Origin of the sequence: Chelonobacter oris (assembly GCF_000772535.1) — a bacterium.
Classification (GTDB): domain Bacteria; phylum Pseudomonadota; class Gammaproteobacteria; order Enterobacterales; family Pasteurellaceae; genus Chelonobacter; species Chelonobacter oris.
Genome location: NZ_JSUM01000004.1, coordinates 1 through 26,691 on the forward strand (window position 1 = coordinate 1; position 26,691 = coordinate 26,691).

Consider the following 26,691-nt stretch of genomic DNA (forward strand, 5'->3'; position numbering starts at 1 on the left):
ATCATGACCGCACTTGAGCAACAAGATCAACTGTTTATGCAGCGTGCGCTGGAGCTGGCCGACTATGCGGAATCGCTTGGTGAGATTCCGGTCGGGGCGGTGCTGGTTGATGTTGACGGCAAGATTATCGGTGAAGGCTGGAATGCGTCGATTTTGCAACATGATCCGACGGCACATGCTGAGATTGAAGCGATTCGGCAGGGGGCTAGTGCGCTACAAAACTACCGATTGCTGAATACTACGCTGTATGTCACGTTAGAGCCTTGTACTATGTGTGCCGGGGCAATCCTGCACAGTCGAATCAAACGCCTGGTGTTCGGAGCCTGCGATTATAAAACCGGCGCAGTCGGTTCCCGTTTTCACTTGTTTGACGATTATAAGATGAATCATGTTCTGCAAATTACTGCCGGCGTGTTGGAGCAACAATGCAGTGAAAAACTCAGTCGCTTTTTCCAGCGGCGACGGTTGGAGAAGAAAGCGCAAAGTGCGGTGAGCCGAACGAATATAAATTCTTAGGTGTAAATAATATCGATATTCGATTGCGCTAATTTCTTTTTTTCTATGTCAGAGAGTGCATTATCGGTAATAATCGTATCAATATGCGCCATTGACAGGACTAAATTGAATCCTTGCCGTTTGAACTTTGTCGAGTCAACGACCGCCACGACTTTTGATGAAATATTAGACATTTTTTCACTGATGGTATAGCCTTCATTAAAGGTTGTGATCCCTTTTTCCGGATCAATGCCGTCGGCGCCGACGAACATAATGTCGGCCTTTATGCCAATCAGGGAGTTTTCAGTAATAGTGCCGTGCATTGAGCGGGTTTTATGTCGAACACTGCCGCCGCATACCACCAGCATAATATCTGCCGATTCGGATAAAATAAAAGCCGCAGGCAGGTTATTGGTTATAACGGTAATATTTTTGATATTAATAATTTCTTGGGCAATCATCATGGTCGTGCTGCCGCTATCAAGAATAATGGTATCGCCGGGTTTTATCATTGATGCCGCCGCTAAGGCAATGCGTCTTTTGGGGTCGATTGATATTTTGTTCCGTTCTTCAAGCGTAAATTCATTACCGGTCAGATTTAAGAAGTGATTTGCTTGTCGTATGCTGGCGCCGCCGTGAAAACGTGTCAGCAGATTTTTTTTCTCTAAAATGCGTAAATCTCCGCGAATAGTGACTTCTGAGATATTAAATTGCTTGGAAAGATCACTGACCAGAACCGTATTTTTTTCTTTTAGTTGCTCGAGTATGATATTTCGTCTTTGAAAAGTGTTCATATATTTTATGTGCCTCAAGAAATAAGGAGTGCTAAGCACTCCATCTTTATGGATTACGCCTGAAATTTAAGGATTATTTTACCATTCATTGGCTTTCCCGCCAGACTATATACTTCTTTAAGATATTGTTCAGGTAAATTAATTGATGCAATTAGGGGCTCAAGTGTGATGTTTCCCTCGTTTATCAGTTTGGAGGCTTGTAACCACTCTTCTCCCGGCCATGGTTTGGAATAGTTCATCCAACTTCCGGTAATCGTTAACTCTTTGCGTAAGATTAAACCAAAATCTTTTTGATTTAAATGGAGATCATGGTGTAATGTGCCGACTAACAAGACTTGTGCGCGGGGGCCCGCTATGTTGAGTGCCAGGGTAACGGTTTGCGGCACGCCCGCCGTTTCCAGAATAAGCTGATTAAACCTGGATTCGTTGAGTGCATTTTGAATGGCCGCACTGTCAGTTTCCTGTGGATTGAACGTGTGGTTAGCCCCTAATTTTTTGGCCAGCAGCAGCTTATCGTTATTAATATCGATTACAGTGGTCGATTTGGCACCCAGTGCCTTGGCACATTGTAATGCCAGCAAGCCGATAGTCCCCGCGCCCAGAATAATCACGTTTTTGTTATGGCAGCCGTCCGCTAAATAAATTGCATGAAGTCCCACTGTGACGGGTTCGATAAACGAGCTGAACAGCGGATCGGAATCTTTAGGAATTTTTACCAGATTCTTTTCGTTGACAACAATATATTCAGCATTTGCACCTTGGCGGCGAGATCCTACAAATGTGTAATTTTTGCATAGAGAGTAGAATCCTTGCCGGCATTCCTCACAATCAAAACAGGGCAGCAACGGGGCACAAACGACCATATCGCCGGGTGCCAGTCCATGCACGTGACTTCCTGTTTTCTCGATGATTCCGCAAAATTCATGCCCTAGAATGATAGGGTAGTTATGCGCGCCGTTATGGAACATTCTCGGCAGATCGGAGCCACATACGCCGGAATACCGCACTTTCACCAAGACATCATCATTCTGTGATAATTGTGGTTTAGGAATATCTGCCAATACTAAATTTCGATTAGATTCGACAATAATGGCTTTCATAATTCAATCTCCTTACTACTATTTTCTACAAAAGATTTGGCGCGACGCCATGTCAGGAAGACGCCTAGGAAATAAATTACACCGATAACGGATAAGCCTAAAATATTTTGCAACGTCAGTGCTTCTATCAGAAGGTAGGTGATTGGGGAACCGCCCTGATCCATTGAGGCGATTTGTTCGCCGGCTCTTAAGGCGCCTGCATTGGCGGCCAGCTGAGTATTGAATGCGATGGTTTGGGTTGCGATCCAAAGTGTCATTGACATAATGATAATGCCGGAAATGATCGTTCTAAATAAGTTGCCTTGATGTACGGCAACGGCCATGGCTACGAAGAAACCGATTGTGGCTAAATCGCCGAACGGCAGGACTTTATTGCCCGGAAGAATAATCGCAATCAGAATGGTTAAAGGGATAAACAGTAAACTGGCGGATACGACGGAAGTATGCCCGAGCAGAAGTGCGGGATCGAGACCAATAAGGAACTCTTGTCCGCCGAAACGCGCCTGTAGTTTTTTGCGCGCATGTCTGGCGATTGGCGTTAAGCCGTCCATAATCGGTTTAATCACTCGTGGCATTAACAGCATGACTGCTGCGGTCTTGATAGCCAGTTGTAAGGTATCTTTGAGGGAATAAGAAGCCAGTAGGCCGATGACGATCCCCATGATAAAGCCGACTGTAACCGGCTCCCCAAAGGGGCCGAACCGTTTTTGAAGATCATCGGCAGAAAAACTGATTTTGTTTAATCCGGGAATTTTATCCAGAATATTGTCGACCAGAACTGCGATAGGGCCAAGATAGGCCGAGGTGCCGTGCGGAATGGCGATACCGTCGAGTCCGAAAAAATGTTTTGTATCACGTGCAAACCAATCACCTAATTTATAGACAAAAGCGGCATGTATAATCACACCGACAATCCCCAGCCAGTAAGAACCCGTTGCGATATGTACCAAAGCGCCGGTGAAGGTCATATGCCAGATATTCCAGATATCGACATTGACAACCCGTGTCATTTTTAACACCAGCATAATGATATTAACCGCAATCGCGATTGGAATGGCAATCAACGCAATTTGTGATGCCCATGTAATCGGCGATGCGCCCGGCCAGCCGATATCGACAACATCGAGGCTAATATCAAAATTTTCAGCCATTGCTTTTGCTGCGGGGCCGATAGAATCCAGCATTAATCCGATAACCAGTCCGATTCCGACAAAGCCTATACCGATTTGTAAGCCGGATTTAAACGAATCACCCAATTTCATCCCCAACAATAATGAAAAGATGATGATGACGATCGGGAGCATAACCGCAGGACCCAAGTCCAGAATATATTGCATGATTTGAGTAAACATGATTTTTATCCTTTCAGAATGTGCAAGATTTTTTCTTTTAACGCCTCAATCCCCACGCCTGAAACAAAAGGCATACCGTGTACAATAGGAATATCATCAAAAGTGCGGTCCAGCTTGGATGTGGTGCAGATTAAGTCGGTATCGTAAAGATAAGTATCAATTTCATTGATTCGGCATTGGATAAGTTCCAAGTCGATATTATTTTCCTCACAAAGTTCTCTGATTTCTTCGGCGGCTAAAGTTGATGTCGCAACGGCACCACCACAGGCAACAATAATTTTCTTAGTCATAATTCAATTCTCCGAAAAGTTAAAAAGTCAGATTTTGGTGTATCAACGTGGTTAGTTCATCATCGTCGGCAGTCAATAGTGACGTGACAAATTCATCGTCTTGTAATTTGCCGAACAAGATTCTCAATACCTTCAATTGCTCTTTAGGATCGGTTACGACCAGTGCGATAATTAATTCGGCATTGATCGTTCCCTCTTCATCAGCACGATTGAAAGCAACGCTTTTTGTTGGTCTGATGAAGTAAATAGCCGGTTTCAGGGCATGTTCCGCTTCACAATGCGGTATGGCAACCGCATGTTTTTCAAGTGCAATGCCGGTAGGGAAATTTTTTTCTCTTTCAAAAATAGCTTGATGATAACTCGGTTTAACCAATTTTTCGCCTATAAGCCGTTCGACGATATAATCAAGCGTATCGTTGAAATCATGAAGGTTAACATCCGTTTCAATTAAAATTTCTGAACTCATCATTATTCTCCTTTGCAACCTCCGGCATAATCTTCCAATACGTTTTGAATCTTATCGATAATCAACTCGTGAGGTGTGGCCGCCAGTGTTCCCGCTACCACTTTATGGTATTGGATAGGAAGGTATTGACTTAATAAGCCTAACGGAATCATTATCTCGGATAAGTTGCTAATCAGTTTATCGGTGGCATCGACAATGCGTTGATTCGGCCAGTAGTACCGGATGCGATCCGACAGACTAAAATACAAATCGATCATGGCTTTGGAATGCAAAGATGAATAATATTGCTGCCAATGTTCGGGGTTATCCTGCATCACATCACCGATAACGTTTAGCAAGTAGCTCTGTTTTTCCGAATGAATCAGACTTTCTTCGATTTTAGCCAAGGCAAATAAGGCTTCTCTTAAGGCAAATGTTAATGCCGGCCCTACTTTTAAAATGGCAAAATGATCTCTGACCAGCGCTTTATAGGCATTTGGGGTTTGATAGTCGGTCGAATGCGCTTCGAAGAGATAAGGTGTTGTTTCAATGAATCTGGATAGCGCTTGCGCCAACTCAGGTTTATATGACACGATACTACTGTGATCAAATTCTACTCCGGGTTGAACAACAATACCGATAACTCTTTGAAAAGCATCGTCCAATCCTAGTTTCTTAAATGCAGAACGGTGAGTATCAATGGTATTTTGTGCGCTATCGACAGTCGTGATATCAATTGTGTTGATGGCGTGTGTTTCTCCGCCGGGAACGGGGACTTCAGTGCCGATAATATAGGTTATTTTTTCTCTTTCGATATCGGAAATGTTGCTTTCGATTGCATGACATAAAATAGCGGCACGTTCAGCAACGGTTTTCGGTGACAGCGGTATTGGATCACCTTGGCAGGACATTGACGTATCAAGGTGAATTTTAGTAAATCCGGCTTTGGCATAATCAATAACCAGAATTTTGGATTTCGCCATGGCTGATTCGGCCGATTCATTTTTCCAACAGTTAGGCCCGAGGTGATCGCCGCCAAGGATAATTCTGTCAACGGGAAAACCGACCTTATCGGCTATCGAATACACAAACCGTTTAAAATCATTAGGGGTCATCGTAGTATATCCCCCAAATTGATTGACTTGGTTTGATGTGGCCTCAATCAGAACAGCATTACTTGTTTCTAATTCAAACGTTAACGCCGCTTCAATAACCAGCGGATGTGCCGAGCAAACAGAGCAAATCCCCACGGGCTTTCCGGATTTATGCAGATGAAATAATCTTTTCATGGGGACACCTATTCATAGATCGACGTTGCCGTTTGAATGACCGTTTGATTTAACTCTTCAATATTGTCTTTACCGATCGATTTCATCCATTTTTCAGATTGCTGTTTCCCCTCCGCTTTAAAAATGTCGGCACCGCCGGCCCAGGTTGCCCGACCGCACAATACGCCGTTAAAGCGGGAGCCTGCTTGTTTGGCAAAATGTAATGTCTGTAGAAATAATGTGGTGGAAACGCCGGCGCTGAGGAAAATAAATGGTAACGAAGTTGCGTCACTTTGTGCTTTGAAATAGCTTTTTGCTTCTTCTTCGGAATAGAGGGGGGCACTTGTTGCAAATCCTTCAACAAAATGCATATTTACCGGCACTTCGACTTTTAAAACATCTACACCAAAACGGGGATCAGAAAATAGTTTCATGGCTTCAATGACTTTTCTAGGTTTGATTTTGGCAAACTCCCTTTCGTCGGAAATATTGGCATCATAAGTAAGCAATTCAAGAAATAGTGGGAGTTGTTCGGCTTTGCATTCGGAAGCGACACGTTCGACAAACGCTTTTTTACGATCATTAATGGTATCATTTTCATCAATATCGATATAAATCAGTAGCTTGACACCGTCTGCACCTTTTTCTTTCAGCCTTAATACAGAAATGTCATCAATTAAATCCGGGAAACGGCCAATAGTGGTTTTATCATAGCCGGTTTTTTCATAGGCCATTAACAAACCGGTATTCGGATTTTTAACTGCGGCGGCCGGCCAGCCGAATTCGGGATCCAGTAGGATTGCCGAGGCGTAAGGTGTGAGATGTTCAGAAACCGTTTCTTTAAAAGAGATAATCTGTTCAGGCGAGGTGTTTTCGCCCATCATTCTTTTTAACGCTCCGCGTTGATCGATTGCCAAGGCACTGAATACGCCGTTCTCCCCACATAGTTTTTTTAAATGGATTTGTTTTTCATTAGCCGTATTTGTTTTCATTATAAATACTCCGATTTGATTTGATATATTTCGAATATGATTGTATTCGAAATATATCGAAATTTATATCGGGAGTTTTTAATTATGAGAGAGTGGTCACAAAAATTCAGTCAATTAATATTATTGGCAAGGAACATAATGAAGAGGCGGGGTGCGCCAAAAGTGAAGACAATCGATTGATGCAATTCGGTCGATAGCATGTGGAAATGTATCTTTCTTAATAAAATCATAAAGATACATTTCATCTTTTAAATTCCATTATCCTGTGTTGTATGGTTTCGGTGATGCAGCAATTCATCACTTAGTTTTAAAATGCCTTGTTTGCCGCTGTGGATAGCCAATTCGACTAATTCGGCGAATGTCAGTCCGTCTTTTTCCATGCTGCATTCAATCAGCATTTGCAGGTTAGTGCCGGTAATGACTTCGCTGATTGGGAGTTGTTGTGAAATAAGCGAGGCAGTTCTAAAGGGGGAGCCGCCGAGAATATCGCTGCAAAACAGCACGCCATCGCGGTGTTCGCATTGTTCAAGTGTGGTCAATATTTCATCTTTGAGCTGCGCCGGGCTTTTGCTTTCCGGAAAATCGATGAAGGCAATATTTTCCTGTTCGCCGATAATCTGGTTTATTGCATATTGTATGCCTGAAGCGAAATGGCCGTGGCCAAGCACAATGATACAGATCATAAAAACTCCTTAAATTCGGTTGGGGAAGCTCCCCAACCGGTTGTATTTTATTGTTTTATTAGAGGAAACCGGCAAAGCGACCGACGATTCCCAAGGTGACGGTGAGGATGATCAAACGCAGTGGCGACCAACCTTTTTTCACCAACCAATACATGATTAAGGTGTAAACCAGCGGGAAGAATGCCGGCATCAGTTTATCGATTACGTCGGTTTGTACTTTCACAACGGCATCACCGGCGGTGATTTCCAGTGTGGTGTTAAAGCGGATATAGGTGGCTACCAGTGCGCCGATCACCGTCATTCCTACAATCGAAGCCGCATGACCGACTTTTTTCGTGTTGGCTTTAATGACCGGAATGGCGGCAACCCCCATGCGATATGAGTAATGCGCCAAACCGAAACGCAGACCGAAATGGACGATATTGAAGACCACAAAGAAGAAAATCGCGCCCATGATGGAGCCTTGCAGTGCCAAACTGGCGCCGATTCCGCCGCAAATAGGCAGCAGCGTCAGCCAGAACATCGCATCGCCGATGCCGCCCAGCGGCGCACCAACGGCAATCTTGGTACTTTGAATGCTGTTGACGTTCTGTTTGGAACGTTCCATGGCTAAGATAATTCCCATTACGAAGGTGACTAAGAACGGGTGGGTATTGAAGAACCCGAGATTCCCTTTCATCGAGCGACTGAGGTCGGCTTTATTGGTGTGAATTTTTTTCAAGGACGGTGCCAGCCCGTATAGCCAGCCGGCTGCCTGCATTCTTTCATAGTTGAATGAGGCTTGCAGCAGCAATGAACGCCATGCCATCACATTAATATCGTGTTTGGTCAGTTCGGCACCGATGGCTTGATCTTCATAAACATCATCATTGTGCACGGGTTTTGTATTCGGTTTAGATTCCATCTTCGAATTCCTCTTTTTGAACATTGACTTCGGCAGTTTCATTGCCTTTGCGCATATAATCGATAATTGCCATGGCAGTTGCGGCGGCGGCGATTGCCAATACCGGCAGTTGCAGCCAGGCTGCGGCAACAAACCCTAAAATAAAATAGGGAATATAGACGTTTTTCATCATGATTTTCATCAGGACGGCAAACCCGATGGCCGGCATGATTCCGCCTGCAATGCCTAAACCGTCGATAACCTCTTTCGGCAGCATTTCAATAATTTTTCCGGCATGCTCCGCACCGAAGTAAACCGGCAGGAAAGCACAGAAGAAATAAAATGTACCTAAGACCAGTAATCCGAAGTAGTTGACATAGTCGATACCTTTTAAATTCGCCTCTTCCGCCATTTTGTCACAGCGAGACATCACCGCAGACATGATTGAAAACAGGAATGTGATGCCCATTTGAACGGCGATGGCAAACGGCACCGCTACCCCGACAGCCACGGTCGGATCGGTTTTCGTCGTGATCGCAAAAGTGGCGCCGACGACAGTCCCGATGATGACATTCGGCGGTTGTGCGCCGGCAAGCGGTGCAAGCCCCATCCAGACCAGCTCCAGCGTACCGCCGACCAGAATACCGGTTTGCAGATCGCCGAGTACCAGCCCAACGATTGGCCCCAATACGACCGGACGGTGAAAGTGGGTTAAGCCGTTATAGAGATCGAGCCCGGCTATAAACGCAATGATGCCGAGGATAATCGATTGTAATAATCCAATTTCCATTTGGTTTCTCCTTACTTGAGCAATTTAAATAAATCAGTGGATTCTTCGGTCGGAACGCCCTGGATATAGCATTCCACGCCAAGCTGTTGCAGCTTTTTAAAGGCGGCGGCATCTTGCGGATCAACTGATACGGTTTTGTGAATTTGTTGTTTTCCTTCGGCAAAGTGCATATTGCCGACATTGATTTTTTTCACCGGCACCCCGCCTTCGACCAATTTCAGAAAATCGGCAGGCGTGCGGCAAACCAGCAGGATTTTTTGGCGATCAGCCGCACGGTGAATATTGTCAATCACTTTTTGTAGCGGCCAGAAACGCACGTCGATCCCATCTGCCAACACCATCTCCATCAAATTTTGTTGCATTTCATCTTCGGCGACTTCATCATTGGCAACCAGTACCAGATTGGCGCCGGCAAATCCGACCCACTGTACGCCGACCTGACCGTGAATCAGTCGTTCGTCAATTCGGCTTAATACGATATTTGGCATAATTTTCTCCTGTTACAGAAACGGTCACAAAGTGCGGTTACGATTGGTAAGGGTGAATAGTGACGCCTTGCACCACACGGTTTACTTCGCCGCTCGGACACGGGTTATCGGTCGTGTGTCCGCTGAGGAAAGAGCGGTAGAAAGCAAACTGTTGGGCAAAAGTGACATACGGAAAGACCAGCGCAATATCCGCCGCATCGCCCAATGCGGTGAAACAAATCTGATTTTCTTCCGGCAGACTTGGTTCCGGTTCGGCAGTCAGAACGACTAAACGCTGCATTTTGCCGTCACGTAAAATTTCATGGCATAAATCAATATCATATCGACGGGTATAAGCATCATTCGACAGATAGACGATTACCGTTGTGTTGGCATTGATAATTGATTTCGGACCATGGCGGAAGCCTAACGGAGTGTCATAAATAGCGACCACTTCACCGGCGGTCAATTCCAGTAATTTGAGGGCGGATTCCTGTGCGAGCCCTTTGAAACCGCCGCTGCCCAAATAGACGATACGCTCCACAGGCTCCGATGCAATGCTTTTGACCTGTGAATGTCGGGTTTGAATAAAATGATCAGCCGTTTCAGCCAGCTGTGCCAGCCGTTCAGGGGCAAAGTGCGGTTGTAAAAAGAGAATCGCCGCAGCCAGCGTCATGCTGGAAAAACTGGAGGTCATTGCAAAACCATTATCATGGGTTTGCGGCGATAGTGCCAGCGTATAAGCGTTTTCTGCGTTGCAATTTTCTTGATACAGCTGACCCTGTTGGTTACAGGTGATAATGAGGTGGTAGCCGTTATCGACAATCTGATTGACCAGTTGTACCGCAGCCGTACTTTCCGGACTGTTGCCTGAACGGGCGAAGGAAATCAGCAGGGTCGGCTTATCTTTTTCCAGATAATGATAAGGATTTGAGACCAGATCGGTGGTAGGAATTGCCCGAGTTTGCCGTTTGATGAGCTGATTCATAAACGGAGCCAATATTTCACCGGAAAAAGCAGAACTGCCGGCGCCGGTCAGAATGATACGTAATTCGGATTGTGCCGTCAGCGGCGCCAGAAATTTTTCTATTTGTGGCTGCTGCGCTTCGATTAATGCTTGGGTTTGTTGCCAACACACCGGTTGCTGACAAATTTCTTTTGCCGTCCAGAACGCTTGGGATTGTTCCAGTTTTTCTGCTTCAATGCCTAAATATTTCATTCGAACTCCTTATTAGTGGCGAAATCGTCAATAAATTCAGTATCGTAAGGAGTGTGTTTTTATGCAGTTATGAGCAGTGAATAATCGGCGGTAATTCCTATTTATTAACCAGAATCACCTTAACGCCTTGCGCTTCAAAAGCTTGCAAATAGTCAGGCGGTATGTCGTTATCCGTCACCAGCATATCAATACCGGCAAAATCGCGAATCACATGAAAGCTGTGTTTGCCGAATTTGCTGGAATCGGTGACGACAATGATTTGCGCGGAAATGTCACACATCAGCCGGTTCAAATTGGCTTCCTGTTCATTGTGAGTCGTGATTCCGCTTTTTAAATCATAGCCGTCTACACCCAAAAACACTTTGTCAAAAACATAGTTTTCCAGACTTTTTTCTGCGGAATGCCCTGAAAAAGATAACGCATTTTTACGCAACATCCCGCCCGGCATCCGTACTTGAACCCCGTCAGCCGCCACTAACTCCATTGCCACGTCCAGCCCGCTGGTCATGACAACCACATTGTTTAAATGCTGCATATTGGCGGCAATTTCTTTGGTCGTGGTGCCGGAATCCAGAATCACCGACTCGCCGTCGTGAATCAATTTGACTGCCGCTTGGCCGATAAGGCTTTTAATTTCGGTATGTTGATTGCGTTTTTCTTTAATCGACAATTCGCGAATCATTCGGTTATTCGGCAAGGCAAAACCGTGCGAACGGACAAGCAAACCTTGTTTTTGTAAATAACTGAGATCACTGCGAATGGTGACGCTGGAAACCGCACACAATTGTGCCAGCGTTTCCACCCGAAGGCTGCCTTGCGTATTCACGAGCTGTACGATTTGGGCGCGTCTTTCCACAGTACTTGTCATTTTCAACCCCTTACGAAAACAAATTTTATTCTTTCATTTGTTTTCGAATTAATCTTGAATCGCTTCACGATTGGAGTAAAGCGCTATTTTCTAAAAAAGGAGATACATCACATATTTTCTCTGAATATGTATTATATCTGTGATATAGGTAGCTTTTATAGTCTGTTTGCCGATAAAGATAAGACTTGCAGAATAAGTAAAATGAAAGCAAAAGAAAATTATTTAATGCAGCTTATTAAATGGGGATAATGTGCGGTAAGCTGTTGCCATTTATTACTATCTATTTGTAATGTAATACAAAACTCACCATCTTCAGTGATATTCTCTGCTTTGATATGATTTTGTTGGTAAAGCAGATGCCTGATTTTCCCTTCTGTCACCGGTAAAAGCAGTTGTAAATGCAAGATTTGATTTTCGAGACGTTTTTGAATCGCTTCGAGTAATAATTCAATGCCTTCGCCGTTTTGGGCGGAAAGATAGACTGCGCTGGGTTTGCCTTGATCATCATATTCGATATGCGGCGGCACATTTTCACATTGATCAATCTTGTTGAAAACCAACAAGTGCGGTATTTGTTGGGCACCGATCTCTTCCAACACACTGTCGACGGCATCAATATTTTCCTGACGCCGCTCATCGGAAGCATCGATAACGTGCAGCAGTAAGGTGGCTTCGGTAGTTTCCTGAAGCGTGGATTTAAAGGCTTCGACCAGATCATGCGGCAAATGGCGGATAAAGCCCACCGTATCGGCTAAAATGCTGGTGCCGACATTGCCGATTCGTAGTTTACGTAGCGTCGGATCAAGGGTGGCGAACAGTTGGTCGGCGGCGTAAACGTCGGCGGTTGTTAAGGCATTGAACAGCGTTGATTTGCCGGCATTGGTATAGCCGACCAGCGATAAGGTCGGAATTTCGGCTTTTTGGCGGGTTCGACGGTTGAGATTACGCTGTTGGCTGACTTTTGCCAATTTGGCTTGTAATTGTGCCAACCGCACTTTGATCAGGCGGCGATCGGTTTCCAGTTGAGTTTCCCCGGGTCCGCGCAGACCGATTCCGCCTTTCTGCCGCTCCAGATGTGTCCAGCCTCGAATCAGCCGGGTGGAAATATGTTTTAATTGTGCCAGTTCGACTTGTAGCTTGCCTTCATGCGAGCGGGCGCGTTGCGCAAAAATATCTAGAATCAGAGTAGTGCGATCGATAACACGGCAACCGCATAAACGTTCCAGATTACGGTTTTGTGCGGCGCTGAGAATGTGATTGACCAAGACAATATCGGCATCATGCCGTTTCACTGCCTCTGCCACTTCTTCCGCTTTTCCTTGACCGATAAAATATTTCGGCTGCGGCGCCGTGCGGGTTGTGGTGAGGAGATCGATCACTTCCACTTGTGCCGAAGCGGCGAGTTGGCGGCACTCTTCGATGTTTTCCACATCTTTTTGCGCAGAGAAAAATACATGAACCAAAATCGCACGCTCGTTCTCCAATAGTTGATCACGCACGTCTTTGGTTGCGCCAATGGTTAAATCTAAGGCAGCGGCGCTCGGTTTTTCGCTGGGAGCGCTGTCATTATGATAATCAAACAACGGTTTTTCCACTAATGGTCAGGTTATTCGTTGCTGCTGATTTCCGTTTTATTTTCGCTGCTTTGAGACGGCGAATTGTTGTGGTGTGAAATCGCACGCGCCGGTACTACAGTCGAGATGGCGTGTTTATAGACCATTTGGCTGACCGTGTTTTTTAATAAGATGACGAATTGGTCGAACGATTCGATTTGTCCTTGTAACTTGATACCGTTCACCAGATAGATGGAAACAGGAATACGCTCACGACGTAGCGAGTTCAAGTAAGGATCTTGTAGAGATTGTCCTTTTGCCATAGTTGGATTCCTTATATTTTAGTTATAGTGTGATGAATTTTTGAGTCAGACAGGAAAGAACGGCATAATGTCGATCCCCTTTTTCCTTTTCAATATAACAACTTTATTTGATAAAGTCATCAGTCTGCAAGGAACGGGAGGCGGTTTCTTGCAAAATTTGTATCATTTTTTGTTTTGCCTGCAATATGTTCAGGCTGTCCAGCCAGTGAATTTCCGATTTCCAGCCTCTCAGCCATGTGATTTGACGCTTGGCAAGCTGGCGGGTGGCGCAAATACCACGATAAATCATCTCTTCATAATCGTAATCCCCGCGCAGATATTCCCACATTTGACGATAGCCTACGCACCGAATGGAGGGGAGGTCGAGGTGTAAATCTGTACGGTGGTACAGTTTGCGGACTTCATTTTCAAACCCTTGTGCAATCATATTATTAAAGCGTAATGCGATGCGCTGGTGTAAAACCGCACGATCTTGCGGCGCTATCGCAAATTGAACCAGTCGATACGGCAGTTTTTCGCCTTGCATTGCCGTCAGTTCGGTCAGGGTTTTACCACTGATGTAATACACCTCCAGTGCGCGGTTAATCCGCTGCGGATCATTCGGGTGAATGCGGGCGGCGGCAATAGGATCAATCTGTTGCAGTTGTTGGTGCAGATATGCCCAGCCTTTTTCTTTCGCCAGTGTTTCAATGTCGGACCGCACTTGCTTGTCGGCGGAAGGCAGCGGCGATAGGCCGTCCAGTAATGCACGGTAGTACAGCATAGTACCGCCGACCAGCAACGGAATTTTTCCTTGGCGGCTAATCGTTTGCATTTCGTGCAAGGCATCACGGCGGAAATCGGCAGCGGAGTAGCTTTCCGCCGGATCTTTGATATCGATTAAGCGATGCGGCGCCAGTGCCAGTTCGGCTTGGCTTGGTTTGGCGGTGCCGATGTCCATGCCTTTATAAATCAAGGCGGAATCAACACTGATGACTTCCACCGGCAAGACTTGGCGCAGTTGAATTGCCAATTCGGTTTTGCCGGAGGCGGTCGGTCCCATTAAAAAAACGGCTAATGGTTGTTGCTCGCTCATTCGGGCATATCCTGTAAATAAGGTTGTAGATCCAGTGGCATTAACAGTTGTTTGAATTGTGGCGAATCGGCGCTGATGAGCTGTTCCAAACGTGCCAGTTCAGCGGTGGCGTCGGCCTGTGTTTGTAGCAGAGGAATATTCAACAAGCCGATCAAATGTGATAAAAACTGCTCGAAGTCGTTGAAAGAATTGTTCAGCAAACCGACAAGGCAAGCCTGCAAGTTTTGTTGACGCAATATCATCGGTACGGCATTTAAGGTCAAGCGGCTTTTGCCGTTTTGCTCATAGCAGGCGATGTCAAATCCACAGCGCACAAAGTGCGGTTGCTGTGTCTGCCAGTTCTGCTTTTGGATATCGTTTAAATGGATAACCAACGGGATCAGCAACGGCTGTGTTGGGATCGACGTTTGTTGGAGTTCCTGCCTCAATTTGCAATGTTGTAGCTTTTTCACGGCGAGCAAATAGAGCGATTGTTGCCGTTGCAGTAAAATCAGCTGTTCCTCACTGAGCAGGGTTAACAGTCGCAAGTGCGGATTGCTAGTGGTTTCCGGCGGCAGAGATTGCAGTTCAAGAACGGACTCTTGCACACTGTCGGTGCTACCGGCAGTAGATGACGGATAATAAACCACCGCCGGCTGAGGGGCGCGTAACAATTCGCCGTAAGCGGCTCCCTCCGGCGGTCGATAACGGTTTTTGGCTGTGGTAAAGTTCTGTCCGTCACGAGAGGGAAGAGGGGAGATCGTCGGCAACGGTGAAAGTGCGGTTTGAGCGGCAAAAATATTTTCACCGGCAGCGGTACGATTTGACGGCGGCACAGCCGCCCGTTTATCCTCAAAATCGAGGGTGTTGACGGATTGTAAGGCATTTAGCACGCCTTGATAAATAAAATCATGTACCAAGCGGTTTTGATGAAACCGCACTTCGTGTTTGGCGGGGTGTACATTGACATCAACCTGTGTCGGATCCAAATCGATGAACAGCACGAATGCCGGAAACGTGTCTGCCTGAATGTTGTCGCCGTAGGCTTGCCGTACCGCATGGTTAATGGTTTTATCCCGCATCATGCGGCCGTTGACATAGCTGTAATTCAAATCGTTTTGTGTGCGCAAAAAACGGCTGTCGGCCACCCAACCGTATAAGTGTAGTTCATTGTGCTGCCAATTGATTTCCAGCGAGTGGCTGACAAAATCCTGACCGCAAATCGCAGCGAGGCGTTTTAATTTTTGTTGTTCGGTCGTGACTTTTCGGTATTGGCGGACAATTTTGCCGTTATGTGTCAAGGTAAATGACGCTTGCGATTTGACCAGTGCAATGCGGCGTACGACTTCATCGATATGTGCGAATTCGGTTTTTTCGGTGCGTAAAAATTTGCGCCGTGCCGGTGTATTAAAAAATAAATTCGCGACTTCTACCGTTGTACCGACCGGATGAGCGGCAGGTTGCAATGTGGTTTCCATATCCCGCCCTTGGGCAAACACTTGCCATGCTTCCGTTTGCTGTGCGGGCTTTGACGTCAGCAGTAAACGTGATACCGAGCTGATACTGGCGAGTGCTTCGCCGCGAAAACCAAGGCTTAAAATCGCTTCCAAATCCTCTAACGTGCTGATTTTGCTGGTGGCATGACGAGACAGTGCCAGTGCGAGTTCTTCTTTCGGAATGCCGAAGCCGTTATCACGGATACGAATTAAGCCTGCACCGCCTTGTTCGATATCAATCTGGATTTCATCGGCGCCGGCATCAAGGCTGTTTTCGATCAGCTCCTTCACGACCGAGGCCGGACGTTCCACTACTTCTCCGGCGGCAATCTGATTGGTGAGTTGAGGCGAAAGAATTTGAATCGGCACGATAAACCGCCTTAATCCTGTAATTTGATTTTCTGCCCGATGCGGACGCTATCATTGCTCAGGCTGTTCAAGCGTTGCAATTCTCGAATCTTGATATTGTATTTGATCGAGATTCCGCCGAGTGTTTCGCCGGCTTTGACCGTATGAAATGCCGGCGTATTGCTGCGGGAGGGGGTATTTTTATTGGCTGCAATATTTTTGAGCGTATTGGCTTCGCCGCTAGTATTGTAATAATCGATCAAGCCGCGATAAATTGCATTGGCAATTTGACGGCGGTAAGCTGCAGTTGCCAATTTGCTTTCTTCTTCATGGTTTGATAAAAAACCGGTTTCAACCAATACCGATGGAATATCGGGCGAACGCAACACACCTAAACTGGCGTGTTGCGGGACACGTTTACTGAGTTTGGCGAAATTGCCGAAGCGTTTCAGAATTGATTGCCCTAATTGGTAGCCGGCACGCTGTGAGTGGCCGAATTGCAAATCCAGTACGGTTTGGTTCAAATATTTTTCATCATGGCTCGCCAATACGTTACCGGCACCGCCTAATAATTCGGATTGTTTCTCATGATCTTCCAGCCAGCGCCCCATTTCACTGCTGGCGCGTTTATTGGACAGTACCCAGACCGAGGCGCCGCGCAAGGAAGGCGAACGGTTGGCGTCGGCATGAATTGAAATCAGATAATTGGCTTTATTTTTACGGGCGATTTCAGAGCGGTTCGGGACGGAAATATAGTAATCTCCAGTACGGGTTAATACGCTTTTGAAGCGATGATCTTTATCCAGTAACGCTTTGAGCTCTTTGGCGATTTGCAGTGTAACCGTTTTTTCGCGTAGTTTCAGACCGGTGCCGATAGCACCGGGATCTTTACCGCCGTGTCCGGCATCAATGGCGATAACCAAAACGCCGGTGCGTGCGGTATTGCTTCTGGCAGCGGTCGCTTGGTTTTTAGTCGTGGTTGCGGTTTTGACGGCGGCGTTTGCCACTTTGGCGGTGGCGGTTTTCGGCTTCGTTGTTTTGGATGTTGGATTATTCACGGCAACAGTGATTTTTTTGCCGTTGTTATGAAATTTAACCGCACTTTTTTGATCAAGCTCCAGCACGACGCGCAATGTTGTCGAACGGGGCGGACTGCTGGTACGGATATTGGTGATTACGCTGTCACCGACTTTTTTCGGCAGCAAGTTGGCGTGGGCTTGACTGTTGGCAAAATCAATCACTAAGCGTTCCGGATTTTGCAAGGCAAAATAGCTGTATTTGGTCGCTAACGAAAATGAAAAGGTTACATTGGTGTTTTTGGCATCATTTTTAACTTCAAGTGCGGTCAGCGTACCGGCAGTTGCAGAAAAACTGATAAAACCGAGCAGTAAAGTAAATAAATAAGTCAAAAATAAAGCGGGTTTTTTCATTCTATAGTCTTTGTCGATCGATAACGGTTAAAAGAAATTAGTTTGCCCGATTTTGCGAGAGTCGGCAAAGGATATCCTGACCCGCACGGCTGTTTGCGTGCAATTCCAATTCACGTCCTTCTCCCGAATAGCTTAAGTGTAATTCGAGATCAGCTGCCGGAATCATGCCTTGTCCGCGTGCCGGCCATTCAAGCAGTGCCAGCGAGCCGCTGCGGAAATAATCACGAATGCCCATAAATTCCAACTCTTCGGGATCGGCCAGACGGTATAAATCAAAGTGGTAAACGTTTACCTGCGCTAAATGGTATTCCTCCACTAAGGTGTAAGTTGGACTTTTGACGTTGCCGACATGTCCCAACGCCTGAATGATGCCGCGACTGAAAGTGGTTTTGCCTGCACCGAGATCACCATATAAATAGACAACAAAACCCTGTTTTTGTTCGAATGCGGCTGCCTGAAGCAGTACGGAACTCAAATTTTTTGCAAATTCAAGCAGTTGCTCTTCATTTTGAAATCTGATACCAGGGTGTTTATGGTGGGATGATGACATAGTCAATGCGTTATTATTTTATGGTTGAGGTAAAAACGTTAATGATAGAGGAATTTAACGCATAATGCACGACTTTATCATAACCGCACAGGGCAAGATCATACTTTCCCCAAAAATATAATCTAATAGCGTTTTTATCAGCGAAAATACAGGCAATCTCATGGAGTTATTTCACTTTTTCGAGCAATTGGACGACCCGCGTAAAGACACCAATCAAAAATACCCGTTTCTTGAACTCCTGTTTCTGACCATGAGTGCGGTGATTGCCGGGGCGGAAGGTTGGGCGGATATTAAACGCTTCGGCGACAGTCATTTGGCGTGGCTGCGGCAATTCAATACGGTGTCGGTAAGATTCTGAATGACCATGCTTAACAAGTTAAAAAGGTAAAGAATACCAACCGCACTTTAAAACAAAAAACGGAATACTAAAGTGAGTTACGCTTTTTATGAGTTCTCAATGGATAAAAATTAATTAAAGAGTGGAGCGGGAAACGAGACTCGAACTCGCGACCCCAACCTTGGCAAGGTTGTGCTCTACCAACTGAGCTATTCCCGCATTTGGTAAGTACTGTCGTTGTCAGTGGGGGCATTATACAAAAAAATAAGTTGGCTGCAACCCCCAATGAAAAAAAAATTTCCGATTGCTGAAAACGACAGCAGAAATTGTTTAAATCTTAGCTTTTGGGGCGGTTTCACTCGCATTGATGAAATGTTCGCGATAATAAGCCAGTTCCGCAATGGATTCCCGGATATCATCCAACGCCAAATGGGTATTTTGTTTTTTAAAACCAGCCAGAATATCCGGTTTCCAGCGGGCGGCCAGTTCTTTAACCGTGCTGACATCAAGGTAGCGGTAATGAAAGTAATCCGCCAGTTCGGGCATGTATTTGAACAGGAAACGTTTGTCTTGCGCAACACTGTTACCGCAAATCGGAGAATAGTTTTTCGGCACCCATTTTTTCAGAAAATCCAATGTGCGCAATTCAGCGGCACGTTCGCTCAGTTTGCTTTCTTTCACGCGTGAAACCAGACCGTTCGCAGTATGGGTTTTTATACACCATTCACTCATGGCATTCAATAAATCGTCATGTTGTCGGATTGCCAACACCGGCCCTTCGGCAAGAATATTGAGATTTTTGTCGGTAACAATGGTGGCGATTTCGATAATCCGCTCTTTTTCCGGATCCAACCCGGTCATTTCCAGATCGATCCAGATCAGATTTTGTTTATCTAATTGCATAATATGAGGTATCCTTATGGTTCAAATTTAGGCGTTATTCTAGCTTAAAAATCACTGGGAGTAAGGAAATTTTTTGAGCAAGCAGAAGCTAACCAATAATCAAAAACGCAGAATTCAGTCTAACAAAGAAAGAACCCTGAGTGATTATCAGCAACGCAAGAAAGGCAAGCGGGATAATCTGGAGTGGCAGGATGAGATGTTGGGGGAAATACAAAGCGGCAGGGTCATTTCCCGTTATGCGTTACATGCGGATATTGAAAACAGTGACGGAGAGATCTTCCGCTGTAATTTGCGCCGCACCATAAATAATGTCGTGGTCGGAGATTTCGTGTTGTGGCGTGCCGGACGTGAACGGTTGCAAGGTATCAGCGGCGTGGTAGAGGCGGTGCGGGCGCGGAAGAATGTCTTGTCGCGCCCGGATTACTATGATGGTATTAAACCGATTGCCGCCAATGTGGATAAAATTTTTGTGGTTTCAGCGATGTTACCGCGTTTTTCCAGCAATATTATTGACCGCTATTTGGTGATTTGCGAAAGTCTGGGGATTGAGCCTATTCTGATTTTGAACAAAATCGATTTATGCTCGCCACAAGAACGTGAAGAAATAGAACGGCTATTTGAGATATATCGCAATATCGGCTATCGGGTTCTCATGATTTCGGCGCAAACCGGGGAAAATATGCAGCAGATGGCTAAATTATTGCGTGAAGGTTGTGCTATTTTCGTCGGGCAGTCCGGTGTCGGCAAATCCAGCTTGTTGAATACATTGCAACCGCACTTGGCGTTACAAACCGGTGCTGTCAGTGAAAACTCCGGTTTAGGGCAACACACGACAACGGTTTCACGTTTGATTCGCCTGAATGGTGGGGGCGAAGTGATTGATTCCCCCGGGATTAGAGAATTTGGGGTTTGGCATTTGGATGCCGCAACCATTACGAACGGCTACCGTGAATTTCAGCCTTATCTGGGGGGATGTAAATTCAGGGATTGTAAACATCTGGATGATCCGGGCTGTGTATTGCGTAAGGCGGTCGAGGAGGGCAAAATCAATTCTCTGCGTTTTGAAAATTATCATCGTTTGATTTTAGCATTGGATGAAAATAAGGCGCAGCGCCATTTTGTTACAAACTAGTGTGGATTTTTGACGGCTAAAAATGAGGAAAAGAGCGGGGAAATAGCTTATGAGGCGTTAAGAAATGCATGAGTTGGTTAAAAAATAAACTTTATCCGGTAAAAACTGTGCGATATATCATATTTTTTCCAGTTATACCTTGATTATTTAGGCGGAATATTGATACTAATCCAAATAATTATTTTAGTGAGTAAAATAATTATTAAAAAATTGTGATGATCATGATTTTCTCGGTGTTTGGCCCTGGTGAAATGCGATTAAACACCAACGTATTGATTTATATTCAGTATTATTCACGTAAATAAGGAAATTGCTATGTACTCAAAAGAAGTTACCATTACCGCTCCAAATGGTTTGCATACTCGCCCTGCGGCACAATTTGTCAAAGAAGCAAAAGCTTTTGCTTCCGATATTACCGTAACTTCCAATGGTAAAAGTTCCAGTGCAAAAAGTTTATTCAAGTTACAAACGTTAGGTTTGGTACAAGGTACTGTGATTACCATTAGTGCGGAAGGGGAAGACGAAGAAAAAGCGGTTGAGCATTTGGTTGCCTTGATCCCGACATTAGAATAACTGTAGGCGGCATTTTCACTGTCATGACGATTGATAATGTGGCAGTGATCCGCAACAAGAACGGCTGTCGGTTGCCGTTCGTTTGTCCCATCTGATTATTTTTATCCAAAAGGTTTTATTATGATTTCAGGTATTTTAGCTTCGCCAGGGATTGTCTTCGGAAAGGCATTGGTTCTGAAGGAAGAAGAGATTGTTTTAAATACAAAATCCATTACTGAATCTCAGGTTGAAGCTGAAATTCAGCGTTTTTACACTGGTCGTGAGAAAGCGGTGGAGCAGTTGACTGCAATCAAGGAAAAGGCAACCAGAACGTTAGGTGAAGAAAAAGGCGCTATCTTTGACGGCCATTTGATGATTCTGGAAGACGAAGAGCTGGAAGAAGAAATTCTTGCGTTTATCCGTGACGAACTGGTTTCGGCGGATTTTGCGGCAAGTACGGTAATTGATCAACAGGTAACAATGTTGTCTGAAATTGACGATGAATATTTGAAAGAAAGAGCGGGAGATATCCGTGATATCGGCAATCGTTTAATCAAAAACATTCTCGGTATGAGCATTGTGGATTTGGGCGAAATCAATGAAGAAGTCATTCTGATTGCCAATGATTTGACCCCTTCCGAAACGGCACAGTTAAATTTGGATAAGGTACTGGGTTTTATTACGGATATTGGCGGTCGTACTTCGCATACTTCGATTATGGCTCGCTCGTTGGAATTACCGGCAATTGTCGGCACGAATGTTGCAACGAAACTGATTGCCAGCGGTGACACCTTGATTTTGGATGCGGTGAATAACGAGATATTTATTAATCCTTCGCAAGACGAACTCGAGCGTATCGCCGGTTTACAGCAGCAATTGGCGGAAGAAAAAACCGAATTGGCAAAATTAAAGGATTTACCGGGTGTGACATTGGATGGACATCAAGTCGAAGTCTGTGCCAATATTGGTACTATCCGTGATGTTGAAGGTGCGCATCGCAACGGAGCCGAAGGCGTTGGTTTGTACCGGACGGAATTCCTGTTCATGGATCGGGATCAATTGCCGACGGAAGAAGAGCAATTCCAAGCCTATAAAGATGTCGTTGAAGCGATGGACGGTAAGTTGGTGGTGTTGCGTACGATGGATATCGGGGGTGATAAAGAGCTGCCGTATCTGAATTTGCCAAAAGAAATGAACCCGTTTTTAGGCTGGCGGGCCATTCGGATTGCACTCGACAAACGCGAAATTTTAAATGCCCAGCTAAGAGCGGTATTGCGTGCTTCGGCTTTTGGAAAATTAGCCGTGATGTTCCCGATGATTATTTCGGTTGAAGAGATTCGTACACTGAAAGCTGTAGTTGCCGAACTGAAACAGGAGTTGCGCAACGAAGGAAAAGCCTTTGATGAAAATATTCAAATCGGCGTTATGGTGGAGACCCCGTCAGCCGCTGTTAATGCGAAATTCTTGGCAAAAGAAGTCGACTTCTTCAGTATCGGGACTAACGATTTGACACAATATACATTGGCCGTAGATCGCGGTAATGAATTGATTTCCCATTTATATAATCCAATGACGCCATCAGTATTAAGCTTGATCAAACAAGTGATTGATGCTTCTCATGCCGAGGGCAAATGGACCGGAATGTGTGGGGAATTGGCCGGTGACGAAGGTTCGACATTATTACTGTTAGGTATGGGGCTTGATGAGTTCAGTATGAGCTCGATTTCTGTGCCTCGAATCAAAAAATTGATTCGTAATGTGAATTATGCGGATGCCCAACGTTTGGCAAGAGATGTTCTGGAGCAACCGACAGCAGCGGATATTGAAGCAAAAATTTCTGCTTTTTTGACTGAAAACGGTTTAAACTAGATACAAATCAAAAAATTTCGGGTAACATAACAAAGATTTTTTGGTGGATTTTAATGAGGAGATTATAAAATGGGTTTATTTGATAAACTATTTGGGTCAAAAGACAATAAAGGGGCTGAAGTTGAAATTTATGCGCCTTTATCTGGTGAAATCGTCAATATCGAAGATGTGCCGGATGTTGTTTTTTCCGAAAAAATCGTCGGGGACGGCATTGCAATTCGCCCTACCGGTAATAAAATCGTAGCACCGATTGATGGTGTGATTGGGAAAATCTTTGAAACAAACCATGCGTTTTCAATGGAATCCAGAGAAGGTGTTGAACTTTTCGTGCATTTCGGGATTGATACTGTTGAATTAAAAGGCGAAGGTTTTACTCGTATTGCCGAAGAAGGACAGGAAGTGAAAAAAGGCGATACTATTATTGAGTTTGATTTAGCGGTATTGGAAGCTAAAGCAAAATCAGTATTAACACCGGTCGTGATCTCCAATATGGACGAAATCAGCAGTATTGAAAAATCCAGTGGCCCGGTAGTATTGGGTGAAACTGTGATTCTGAAACTGAAAAAATAATATGCTTTTCATAAAAAACCGAGTAAATACTCGGTTTTTTTACATCTGACGACTTGTCGTCGATGATGTATTTTGTCAAAAAGAAAACCGGAATGCATTCTTTGCTTCCGGTTTTATCAAGTGCGGTTCAGCGGTTCAAACTGATTTTTTATTCCAATTCGCCGCAGAAACGGTATCCTTCTCCATGAATGGTCGCAATAATTTCCGGTGTATCGGGGTGGGCTTCAAAATGTTTTCTAATACGGCGAATAGTTACATCAACAGTCCTATCGTGCGGCTTCAATTCGCGTCCGGTCATTTTTTTCAATAAGTCGTCCCGTGTTTGAATTTTGCCGGGATTTTCACAAAAATGCAGTAGTGCGCGGAATTCACTACGCGGCAGCTTGTTACTTTCGCCTTCGGGAGAAATTAGTGTACGGCTATTGATGTCCAATGCCCAACCGTTAAAACGGTATTGTTCAACGTGTTCATGAGAAACGGGTTGCTCTTTTTCAGACATGGTGCGTTGCAGCAGGTTTCTCGCGCGGATCGCCAATTCTCTCGGGTTAAACGGTTTGGTAATGTAATCATCAGCACCGATTTCCAAGCCTAGAATTTTATCGACCTCATTATCGCGACCGGTCAGGAACATTAACGCCGTATTAGCATTTTCGCGCAGTTCGCGGGCTAACATCAACCCGTTTTTGCCGGGCAGGTTAATATCCATAACAACAAGGTTTACGTTGGTATTGGAAAGGATGGTGTGCATTTTATTACCGTCGGAAGCTTCCATGACTTCGTAGCCTTCGGCTTCGAAAATATTTTTTAGAGTATTTCTGGTAACGGCTTCATCTTCGACGATAAGTATTTTAGGAATACGCATTTATCTTTTACCTATAAAATCACAGGGATTATATATAAGCTGCCGTATTGACAGCGAATTTTACTTTTAATTAACAAATAAAATATTCATTGCAGAATTGCAACCTAACTATAACATAAAGAAAACGAAAAAAAGTATAATTCTGTTCCAAATTTTGATTTAGGTCATCCTTTTATGACAACCTTTAACGCTATAGGCCGGAAATTATGTGATAAAATAAACTTTATGTTATAAAAGTATATTATTTTAATGTTCCTTGGTTTTGAAAAATTTTACATCAGGATAACGTTCATGAGCTAAATTCAGGTTCACCATTGTTGGTGCGATATAGGTTAAATTATCGCTGCCGTCCAATGCCAAGTTTTGCTCGTTTTTACGTTTGAATTCTTCAAATTTTTTCACATCGTCGCATTCCACCCAACGGGCGGTTGTGACATTGACGGTTTCATAAATCGCTTCTACGTTGTATTCGCTTTTCAGGCGAGCGACAACCACATCAAATTGTAACACCCCGACGGCGCCGACGATCAAATCGTTATTCATCAATGGTCGGAAAACCTGTACCGCACCTTCTTCGGATAATTGAACCAAGCCTTTCAGCAGTTGTTTCTGTTTCAGCGGATCACGCAGACGGATACGACGGAATAATTCCGGGGCAAAATTCGGAATCCCGCTGAATTTTAATTTTTCACCTTGAGTGAATGTATCGCCGATTTGAATCGTACCGTGATTATGCAGACCGATAATGTCACCGGCATAAGCTTCTTCGGCGTGGCTGCGATCTCCGGCCATAAAGGTCAGGGCATCAGAGATAACCACGTCTTTTCTGATACGGACGTGGTGCATTTTCATGCCTTTTTCATATTTGCCGGAAACAATCCGCATAAACGCAACGCGATCACGATGTTTTGGATCCATATTGGCTTGAATTTTAAAAACAAAACCACTTAGTTTTTCTTCAACGGGCGAGACGTCACGGGCATCGGCATGGCGAGCTTGCGGCGGAGGTGCCCATTGTGTCAAACCATCCAGCATGTGATCCACCCCAAAATTACCAAGTGCGGTACCGAAGAAGACCGGTGTCAGTTGTCCTTGTAAAAATAAATCCGGTTCGAACGGATTAGAGGCGCCTTGCACCAATTCTAATTCGTCGCGCAGCTGTTGAGCCAAGTCTTCGCCGATAATGTTATCCAATTCAGGATTGTTCAAACCTTTAATGCTCCGCACTGCTTGAATGGTGTGTCCCTGACCGGTTTGATACAGGTAGGTTTCATCATTATAAAGATGGTAAACTCCTTTGAATAACTTGCCGCAACCGATAGGCCAAGTAATCGGGGCGCAGTGGATATTTAAAACATTTTCTACTTCATCCAGCAATTCCATCGGATCGCGAATATCGCGATCAAGCTTATTCATGAAAGTCAAAATGGGGGTGTCGCGCAAGCGGGTCACTTCCATCAGCTTGATAGTACGCTCCTCCACTCCTTTGGCAGAATCGATGACCATCAGACAGCTGTCTACCGCGGTCAAAGTGCGGTAGGTATCTTCGGAAAAATCTTCATGGCCCGGTGTATCGAGCAAATTTACTAAACAGTCACGATAGGGAAATTGCATGACAGAAGTCGTAATCGAAATCCCACGCTGTTTTTCCATTTCCATCCAGTCCGACTTGGCATGTTGGTTTGAGCCTCGCCCTTTCACGGTTCCTGCAGTTTGAATGGCTTCGCCATATAGCAATACTTTTTCGGTAATGGTCGTTTTACCGGCATCAGGGTGAGAAATGATGGCAAATGTTCGGCGTTTGTCCACTTGTTGCGGATACTGATTTACTGACATAGTGGTTGTTTAGTCTCTTTATATGTTAATTATTTTGTTGGCGGCGTATTGTCGCCTATATGACAAGCAAAAACAATTAACAATTTTTTATAATAGCTATCGAATTAGATAAAATAGCCTCAAAAATCTGCTTTTAGGTGTATTTTGGTATAAAAAAACAACACTTGAAAAGAAAAACTGAAAAAGTTGCCCGAAGGGGGTTGCAAAGCGTGTGTGAATGTCTATAATGC

Annotated in this window: 27 protein-coding genes, 1 tRNA gene and 2 pseudogenes; 6 read left to right on the forward strand and 24 right to left on the reverse strand. The window is 44.9% G+C overall.

Features of this window, described 5'->3' with window-relative positions; all coding sequences use genetic code 11:
• Nucleotides 1-3: 3 nt before the first annotated feature.
• Nucleotides 4-516, forward strand: a complete 513-nt coding sequence (gene tadA / locus OA57_RS03530; protein WP_034613726.1) for a tRNA adenosine(34) deaminase TadA — start codon at nt 4-6, stop codon at nt 514-516.
• Here the strand turns inward: tadA and OA57_RS03535 are convergent.
• From OA57_RS03535 to tsaE, 20 genes and pseudogenes are all read right to left on the reverse strand, one after another.
• Nucleotides 513-1,289 carry a DeoR/GlpR family DNA-binding transcription regulator gene (locus OA57_RS03535; RefSeq protein WP_034613656.1) on the reverse strand — a complete coding sequence of 259 codons (777 nt, stop codon included), beginning with the start codon at nt 1,287-1,289 and terminating at the stop codon, nt 513-515. The two genes, tadA and OA57_RS03535, sit on opposite strands and share 4 nt — an antisense overlap.
• Nucleotides 1,290-1,342: 53 nt before the next feature.
• Nucleotides 1,343-2,389, reverse strand: a complete 1,047-nt coding sequence (gene gatD, locus OA57_RS03540) for a galactitol-1-phosphate 5-dehydrogenase (RefSeq protein ID WP_034613658.1) — start codon at nt 2,387-2,389, stop codon at nt 1,343-1,345.
• A complete protein-coding gene (locus OA57_RS03545; RefSeq protein WP_034613660.1) occupies nt 2,386-3,741 on the reverse strand; it encodes a PTS galactitol transporter subunit IIC in 1,356 nt (451 codons plus the stop codon). Before OA57_RS03545 ends, gatD begins: the two co-directional genes overlap by 4 nt.
• Nucleotides 3,742-3,746: 5 nt before the next feature.
• On the reverse strand, nt 3,747-4,031 hold the full coding sequence (gene gatB, locus OA57_RS03550; protein ID WP_034613663.1) for a PTS galactitol transporter subunit IIB: 285 nt from the start codon (nt 4,029-4,031) through the stop codon (nt 3,747-3,749).
• Nucleotides 4,032-4,050: 19 nt separating this feature from the next.
• Complete coding sequence (gene gatA, locus OA57_RS03555; protein ID WP_235424624.1) at nt 4,051-4,500, reverse strand: PTS galactitol transporter subunit IIA; 450 nt, start codon at nt 4,498-4,500, stop codon at nt 4,051-4,053.
• The gene (gene gatZ, locus OA57_RS03560) at nt 4,500-5,765 is read right to left on the reverse strand and encodes a tagatose-bisphosphate aldolase subunit GatZ (protein ID WP_034613670.1); all 1,266 of its coding nucleotides are present in this window, start codon (nt 5,763-5,765) and stop codon (nt 4,500-4,502) included. The genes gatA and gatZ overlap by 1 nt, the downstream gene beginning before the upstream one ends.
• Before the next feature lie 8 nt (nt 5,766-5,773).
• Nucleotides 5,774-6,736 carry a tagatose 1,6-diphosphate aldolase gene (locus tag OA57_RS03565; RefSeq protein ID WP_034613673.1) on the reverse strand — a complete coding sequence of 321 codons (963 nt, stop codon included), beginning with the start codon at nt 6,734-6,736 and terminating at the stop codon, nt 5,774-5,776.
• 248 nt (nt 6,737-6,984) lie between these two features.
• Nucleotides 6,985-7,419 carry a PTS galactosamine/N-acetylgalactosamine transporter subunit IIA gene (gene agaF / locus OA57_RS03570; protein ID WP_034613676.1) on the reverse strand — a complete coding sequence of 145 codons (435 nt, stop codon included), beginning with the start codon at nt 7,417-7,419 and terminating at the stop codon, nt 6,985-6,987.
• 58 nt (nt 7,420-7,477) lie between these two features.
• Nucleotides 7,478-8,323: a PTS N-acetylgalactosamine transporter subunit IID gene (gene agaE / locus OA57_RS03575; protein ID WP_034613678.1), complete on the reverse strand. Its 846-nt coding sequence runs from the start codon at nt 8,321-8,323 to the stop codon at nt 7,478-7,480.
• Nucleotides 8,313-9,092 carry a PTS N-acetylgalactosamine transporter subunit IIC gene (gene agaW, locus OA57_RS03580; protein WP_034613681.1) on the reverse strand — a complete coding sequence of 260 codons (780 nt, stop codon included), beginning with the start codon at nt 9,090-9,092 and terminating at the stop codon, nt 8,313-8,315. The genes agaE and agaW overlap by 11 nt, the downstream gene beginning before the upstream one ends.
• Nucleotides 9,093-9,103: 11 nt before the next feature.
• Complete coding sequence (agaV, locus tag OA57_RS03585) at nt 9,104-9,580, reverse strand: PTS N-acetylgalactosamine transporter subunit IIB (protein WP_034613683.1); 477 nt, start codon at nt 9,578-9,580, stop codon at nt 9,104-9,106.
• 37 nt (nt 9,581-9,617) lie between these two features.
• On the reverse strand, nt 9,618-10,778 hold the full coding sequence (locus OA57_RS03590; RefSeq protein ID WP_034613686.1) for an SIS domain-containing protein: 1,161 nt from the start codon (nt 10,776-10,778) through the stop codon (nt 9,618-9,620).
• A 97-nt stretch (nt 10,779-10,875) separates the two neighbouring features.
• Entirely contained in the window at nt 10,876-11,646 is a 771-nt protein-coding gene (gene agaR, locus OA57_RS03595) for a transcriptional repressor AgaR (RefSeq protein WP_034613688.1), read from the reverse strand.
• Between the two features lie 218 nt (nt 11,647-11,864).
• Nucleotides 11,865-13,163 carry a ribosome rescue GTPase HflX gene (hflX, locus tag OA57_RS03600; protein ID WP_052122358.1) on the reverse strand — a complete coding sequence of 433 codons (1,299 nt, stop codon included), beginning with the start codon at nt 13,161-13,163 and terminating at the stop codon, nt 11,865-11,867.
• A gap of 89 nt (nt 13,164-13,252) precedes the next feature.
• Entirely contained in the window at nt 13,253-13,522 is a 270-nt protein-coding gene (gene hfq, locus OA57_RS03605; RefSeq protein ID WP_034613691.1) for an RNA chaperone Hfq, read from the reverse strand.
• Nucleotides 13,523-13,625: 103 nt separating this feature from the next.
• Nucleotides 13,626-14,597: a tRNA (adenosine(37)-N6)-dimethylallyltransferase MiaA gene (gene miaA, locus OA57_RS03610; protein ID WP_052122357.1), complete on the reverse strand. Its 972-nt coding sequence runs from the start codon at nt 14,595-14,597 to the stop codon at nt 13,626-13,628.
• Nucleotides 14,594-16,441, reverse strand: coding sequence for a DNA mismatch repair endonuclease MutL (gene mutL, locus OA57_RS03615; protein ID WP_034613694.1), 1,848 nt, complete (start codon nt 16,439-16,441; stop codon nt 14,594-14,596). The genes miaA and mutL overlap by 4 nt, the downstream gene beginning before the upstream one ends.
• 230 nt (nt 16,442-16,671) lie before the next feature.
• Nucleotides 16,672-17,343, reverse strand: a pseudogene (locus tag OA57_RS12800) (N-acetylmuramoyl-L-alanine amidase); the annotation flags it as partial.
• A 150-nt stretch (nt 17,344-17,493) separates the two neighbouring features.
• Nucleotides 17,494-17,850 (reverse strand): annotated as a pseudogene (locus tag OA57_RS12805) (AMIN domain-containing protein); the annotation flags it as partial.
• 37 nt (nt 17,851-17,887) lie between these two features.
• Nucleotides 17,888-18,400, reverse strand: a complete 513-nt coding sequence (gene tsaE, locus OA57_RS03625) for a tRNA (adenosine(37)-N6)-threonylcarbamoyltransferase complex ATPase subunit type 1 TsaE (protein ID WP_084589862.1) — start codon at nt 18,398-18,400, stop codon at nt 17,888-17,890.
• Nucleotides 18,401-18,560: 160 nt separating this feature from the next.
• On the opposite strand from tsaE, the gene OA57_RS03630 reads away from it, so the two are divergent.
• Nucleotides 18,561-18,758, forward strand: coding sequence for an ISAs1 family transposase (locus OA57_RS03630; RefSeq protein ID WP_034613700.1), 198 nt, complete (start codon nt 18,561-18,563; stop codon nt 18,756-18,758).
• 122 nt (nt 18,759-18,880) lie between these two features.
• On the opposite strand, the gene OA57_RS03635 is transcribed toward OA57_RS03630, so the two are convergent.
• A tRNA-Gly gene (locus OA57_RS03635) sits at nt 18,881-18,956 on the reverse strand.
• Nucleotides 18,957-19,067: 111 nt separating this feature from the next.
• On the reverse strand, nt 19,068-19,640 hold the full coding sequence (orn, locus tag OA57_RS03640; protein WP_034613703.1) for an oligoribonuclease: 573 nt from the start codon (nt 19,638-19,640) through the stop codon (nt 19,068-19,070).
• Nucleotides 19,641-19,713: 73 nt separating this feature from the next.
• On the opposite strand from orn, the gene rsgA reads away from it, so the two are divergent.
• From rsgA to crr, 4 genes are all read left to right on the forward strand, one after another.
• Nucleotides 19,714-20,772 (forward strand): small ribosomal subunit biogenesis GTPase RsgA, encoded by a 1,059-nt coding sequence (gene rsgA / locus OA57_RS03645; protein ID WP_034613706.1) that lies wholly within the window; start codon nt 19,714-19,716, stop codon nt 20,770-20,772.
• Between the two features lie 315 nt (nt 20,773-21,087).
• Entirely contained in the window at nt 21,088-21,345 is a 258-nt protein-coding gene (gene ptsH, locus OA57_RS03650; protein ID WP_034613710.1) for a phosphocarrier protein Hpr, read from the forward strand.
• Between the two features lie 120 nt (nt 21,346-21,465).
• Nucleotides 21,466-23,193, forward strand: coding sequence for a phosphoenolpyruvate-protein phosphotransferase PtsI (gene ptsI, locus OA57_RS03655; RefSeq protein ID WP_034613713.1), 1,728 nt, complete (start codon nt 21,466-21,468; stop codon nt 23,191-23,193).
• A gap of 69 nt (nt 23,194-23,262) precedes the next feature.
• Nucleotides 23,263-23,763 (forward strand): PTS glucose transporter subunit IIA, encoded by a 501-nt coding sequence (gene crr / locus OA57_RS03660; protein ID WP_034613717.1) that lies wholly within the window; start codon nt 23,263-23,265, stop codon nt 23,761-23,763.
• Nucleotides 23,764-23,911: 148 nt separating this feature from the next.
• Here crr and arcA read toward each other — a convergent pair whose 3' ends face one another.
• A complete protein-coding gene (gene arcA / locus OA57_RS03665) occupies nt 23,912-24,625 on the reverse strand; it encodes a two-component system response regulator ArcA (protein WP_034613720.1) in 714 nt (237 codons plus the stop codon).
• Nucleotides 24,626-24,871: 246 nt separating this feature from the next.
• Nucleotides 24,872-26,461, reverse strand: a complete 1,590-nt coding sequence (prfC, locus tag OA57_RS03670) for a peptide chain release factor 3 (RefSeq protein WP_034613723.1) — start codon at nt 26,459-26,461, stop codon at nt 24,872-24,874.
• Nucleotides 26,462-26,691 lie beyond the last annotated feature (230 nt).

Excerpts from the sequence above, each read along its gene's own strand:
- prfC (WP_034613723.1), bottom strand. The coding sequence starts at position 26,461 with ATGTCAGTAAATCAGTATCCGCAACAAGTGGACAAACGCCGAACATTT.
- crr (WP_034613717.1), top strand. The coding sequence starts at position 23,263 with ATGGGTTTATTTGATAAACTATTTGGGTCAAAAGACAATAAAGGGGCT.
- gatD (WP_034613658.1), bottom strand. The coding sequence starts at position 2,389 with ATGAAAGCCATTATTGTCGAATCTAATCGAAATTTAGTATTGGCAGAT.
- gatA (WP_235424624.1), bottom strand. The coding sequence starts at position 4,500 with ATGATGAGTTCAGAAATTTTAATTGAAACGGATGTTAACCTTCATGAT.
- OA57_RS03590 (WP_034613686.1), bottom strand. The coding sequence starts at position 10,778 with ATGAAATATTTAGGCATTGAAGCAGAAAAACTGGAACAATCCCAAGCG.
- ptsI (WP_034613713.1), top strand. The coding sequence starts at position 21,466 with ATGATTTCAGGTATTTTAGCTTCGCCAGGGATTGTCTTCGGAAAGGCA.
- agaV (WP_034613683.1), bottom strand. The coding sequence starts at position 9,580 with ATGCCAAATATCGTATTAAGCCGAATTGACGAACGACTGATTCACGGT.
- OA57_RS03545 (WP_034613660.1), bottom strand. The coding sequence starts at position 3,741 with ATGTTTACTCAAATCATGCAATATATTCTGGACTTGGGTCCTGCGGTT.
- agaW (WP_034613681.1), bottom strand. The coding sequence starts at position 9,092 with ATGGAAATTGGATTATTACAATCGATTATCCTCGGCATCATTGCGTTT.
- gatZ (WP_034613670.1), bottom strand. The coding sequence starts at position 5,765 with ATGAAAAGATTATTTCATCTGCATAAATCCGGAAAGCCCGTGGGGATT.
- tadA (WP_034613726.1), top strand. The coding sequence starts at position 4 with ATGACCGCACTTGAGCAACAAGATCAACTGTTTATGCAGCGTGCGCTG.
- OA57_RS03630 (WP_034613700.1), top strand. The coding sequence starts at position 18,561 with ATGGAGTTATTTCACTTTTTCGAGCAATTGGACGACCCGCGTAAAGAC.
- OA57_RS03565 (WP_034613673.1), bottom strand. The coding sequence starts at position 6,736 with ATGAAAACAAATACGGCTAATGAAAAACAAATCCATTTAAAAAAACTA.
- gatB (WP_034613663.1), bottom strand. The coding sequence starts at position 4,031 with ATGACTAAGAAAATTATTGTTGCCTGTGGTGGTGCCGTTGCGACATCA.
- arcA (WP_034613720.1), bottom strand. The coding sequence starts at position 24,625 with ATGCGTATTCCTAAAATACTTATCGTCGAAGATGAAGCCGTTACCAGA.
- orn (WP_034613703.1), bottom strand. The coding sequence starts at position 19,640 with ATGCAATTAGATAAACAAAATCTGATCTGGATCGATCTGGAAATGACC.
- OA57_RS03535 (WP_034613656.1), bottom strand. The coding sequence starts at position 1,289 with ATGAACACTTTTCAAAGACGAAATATCATACTCGAGCAACTAAAAGAA.
- agaR (WP_034613688.1), bottom strand. The coding sequence starts at position 11,646 with ATGACAAGTACTGTGGAAAGACGCGCCCAAATCGTACAGCTCGTGAAT.
- hfq (WP_034613691.1), bottom strand. The coding sequence starts at position 13,522 with ATGGCAAAAGGACAATCTCTACAAGATCCTTACTTGAACTCGCTACGT.
- agaF (WP_034613676.1), bottom strand. The coding sequence starts at position 7,419 with ATGATCTGTATCATTGTGCTTGGCCACGGCCATTTCGCTTCAGGCATA.
- tsaE (WP_084589862.1), bottom strand. The coding sequence starts at position 18,400 with ATGTCATCATCCCACCATAAACACCCTGGTATCAGATTTCAAAATGAA.
- ptsH (WP_034613710.1), top strand. The coding sequence starts at position 21,088 with ATGTACTCAAAAGAAGTTACCATTACCGCTCCAAATGGTTTGCATACT.
- agaE (WP_034613678.1), bottom strand. The coding sequence starts at position 8,323 with ATGGAATCTAAACCGAATACAAAACCCGTGCACAATGATGATGTTTAT.
- miaA (WP_052122357.1), bottom strand. The coding sequence starts at position 14,597 with ATGAGCGAGCAACAACCATTAGCCGTTTTTTTAATGGGACCGACCGCC.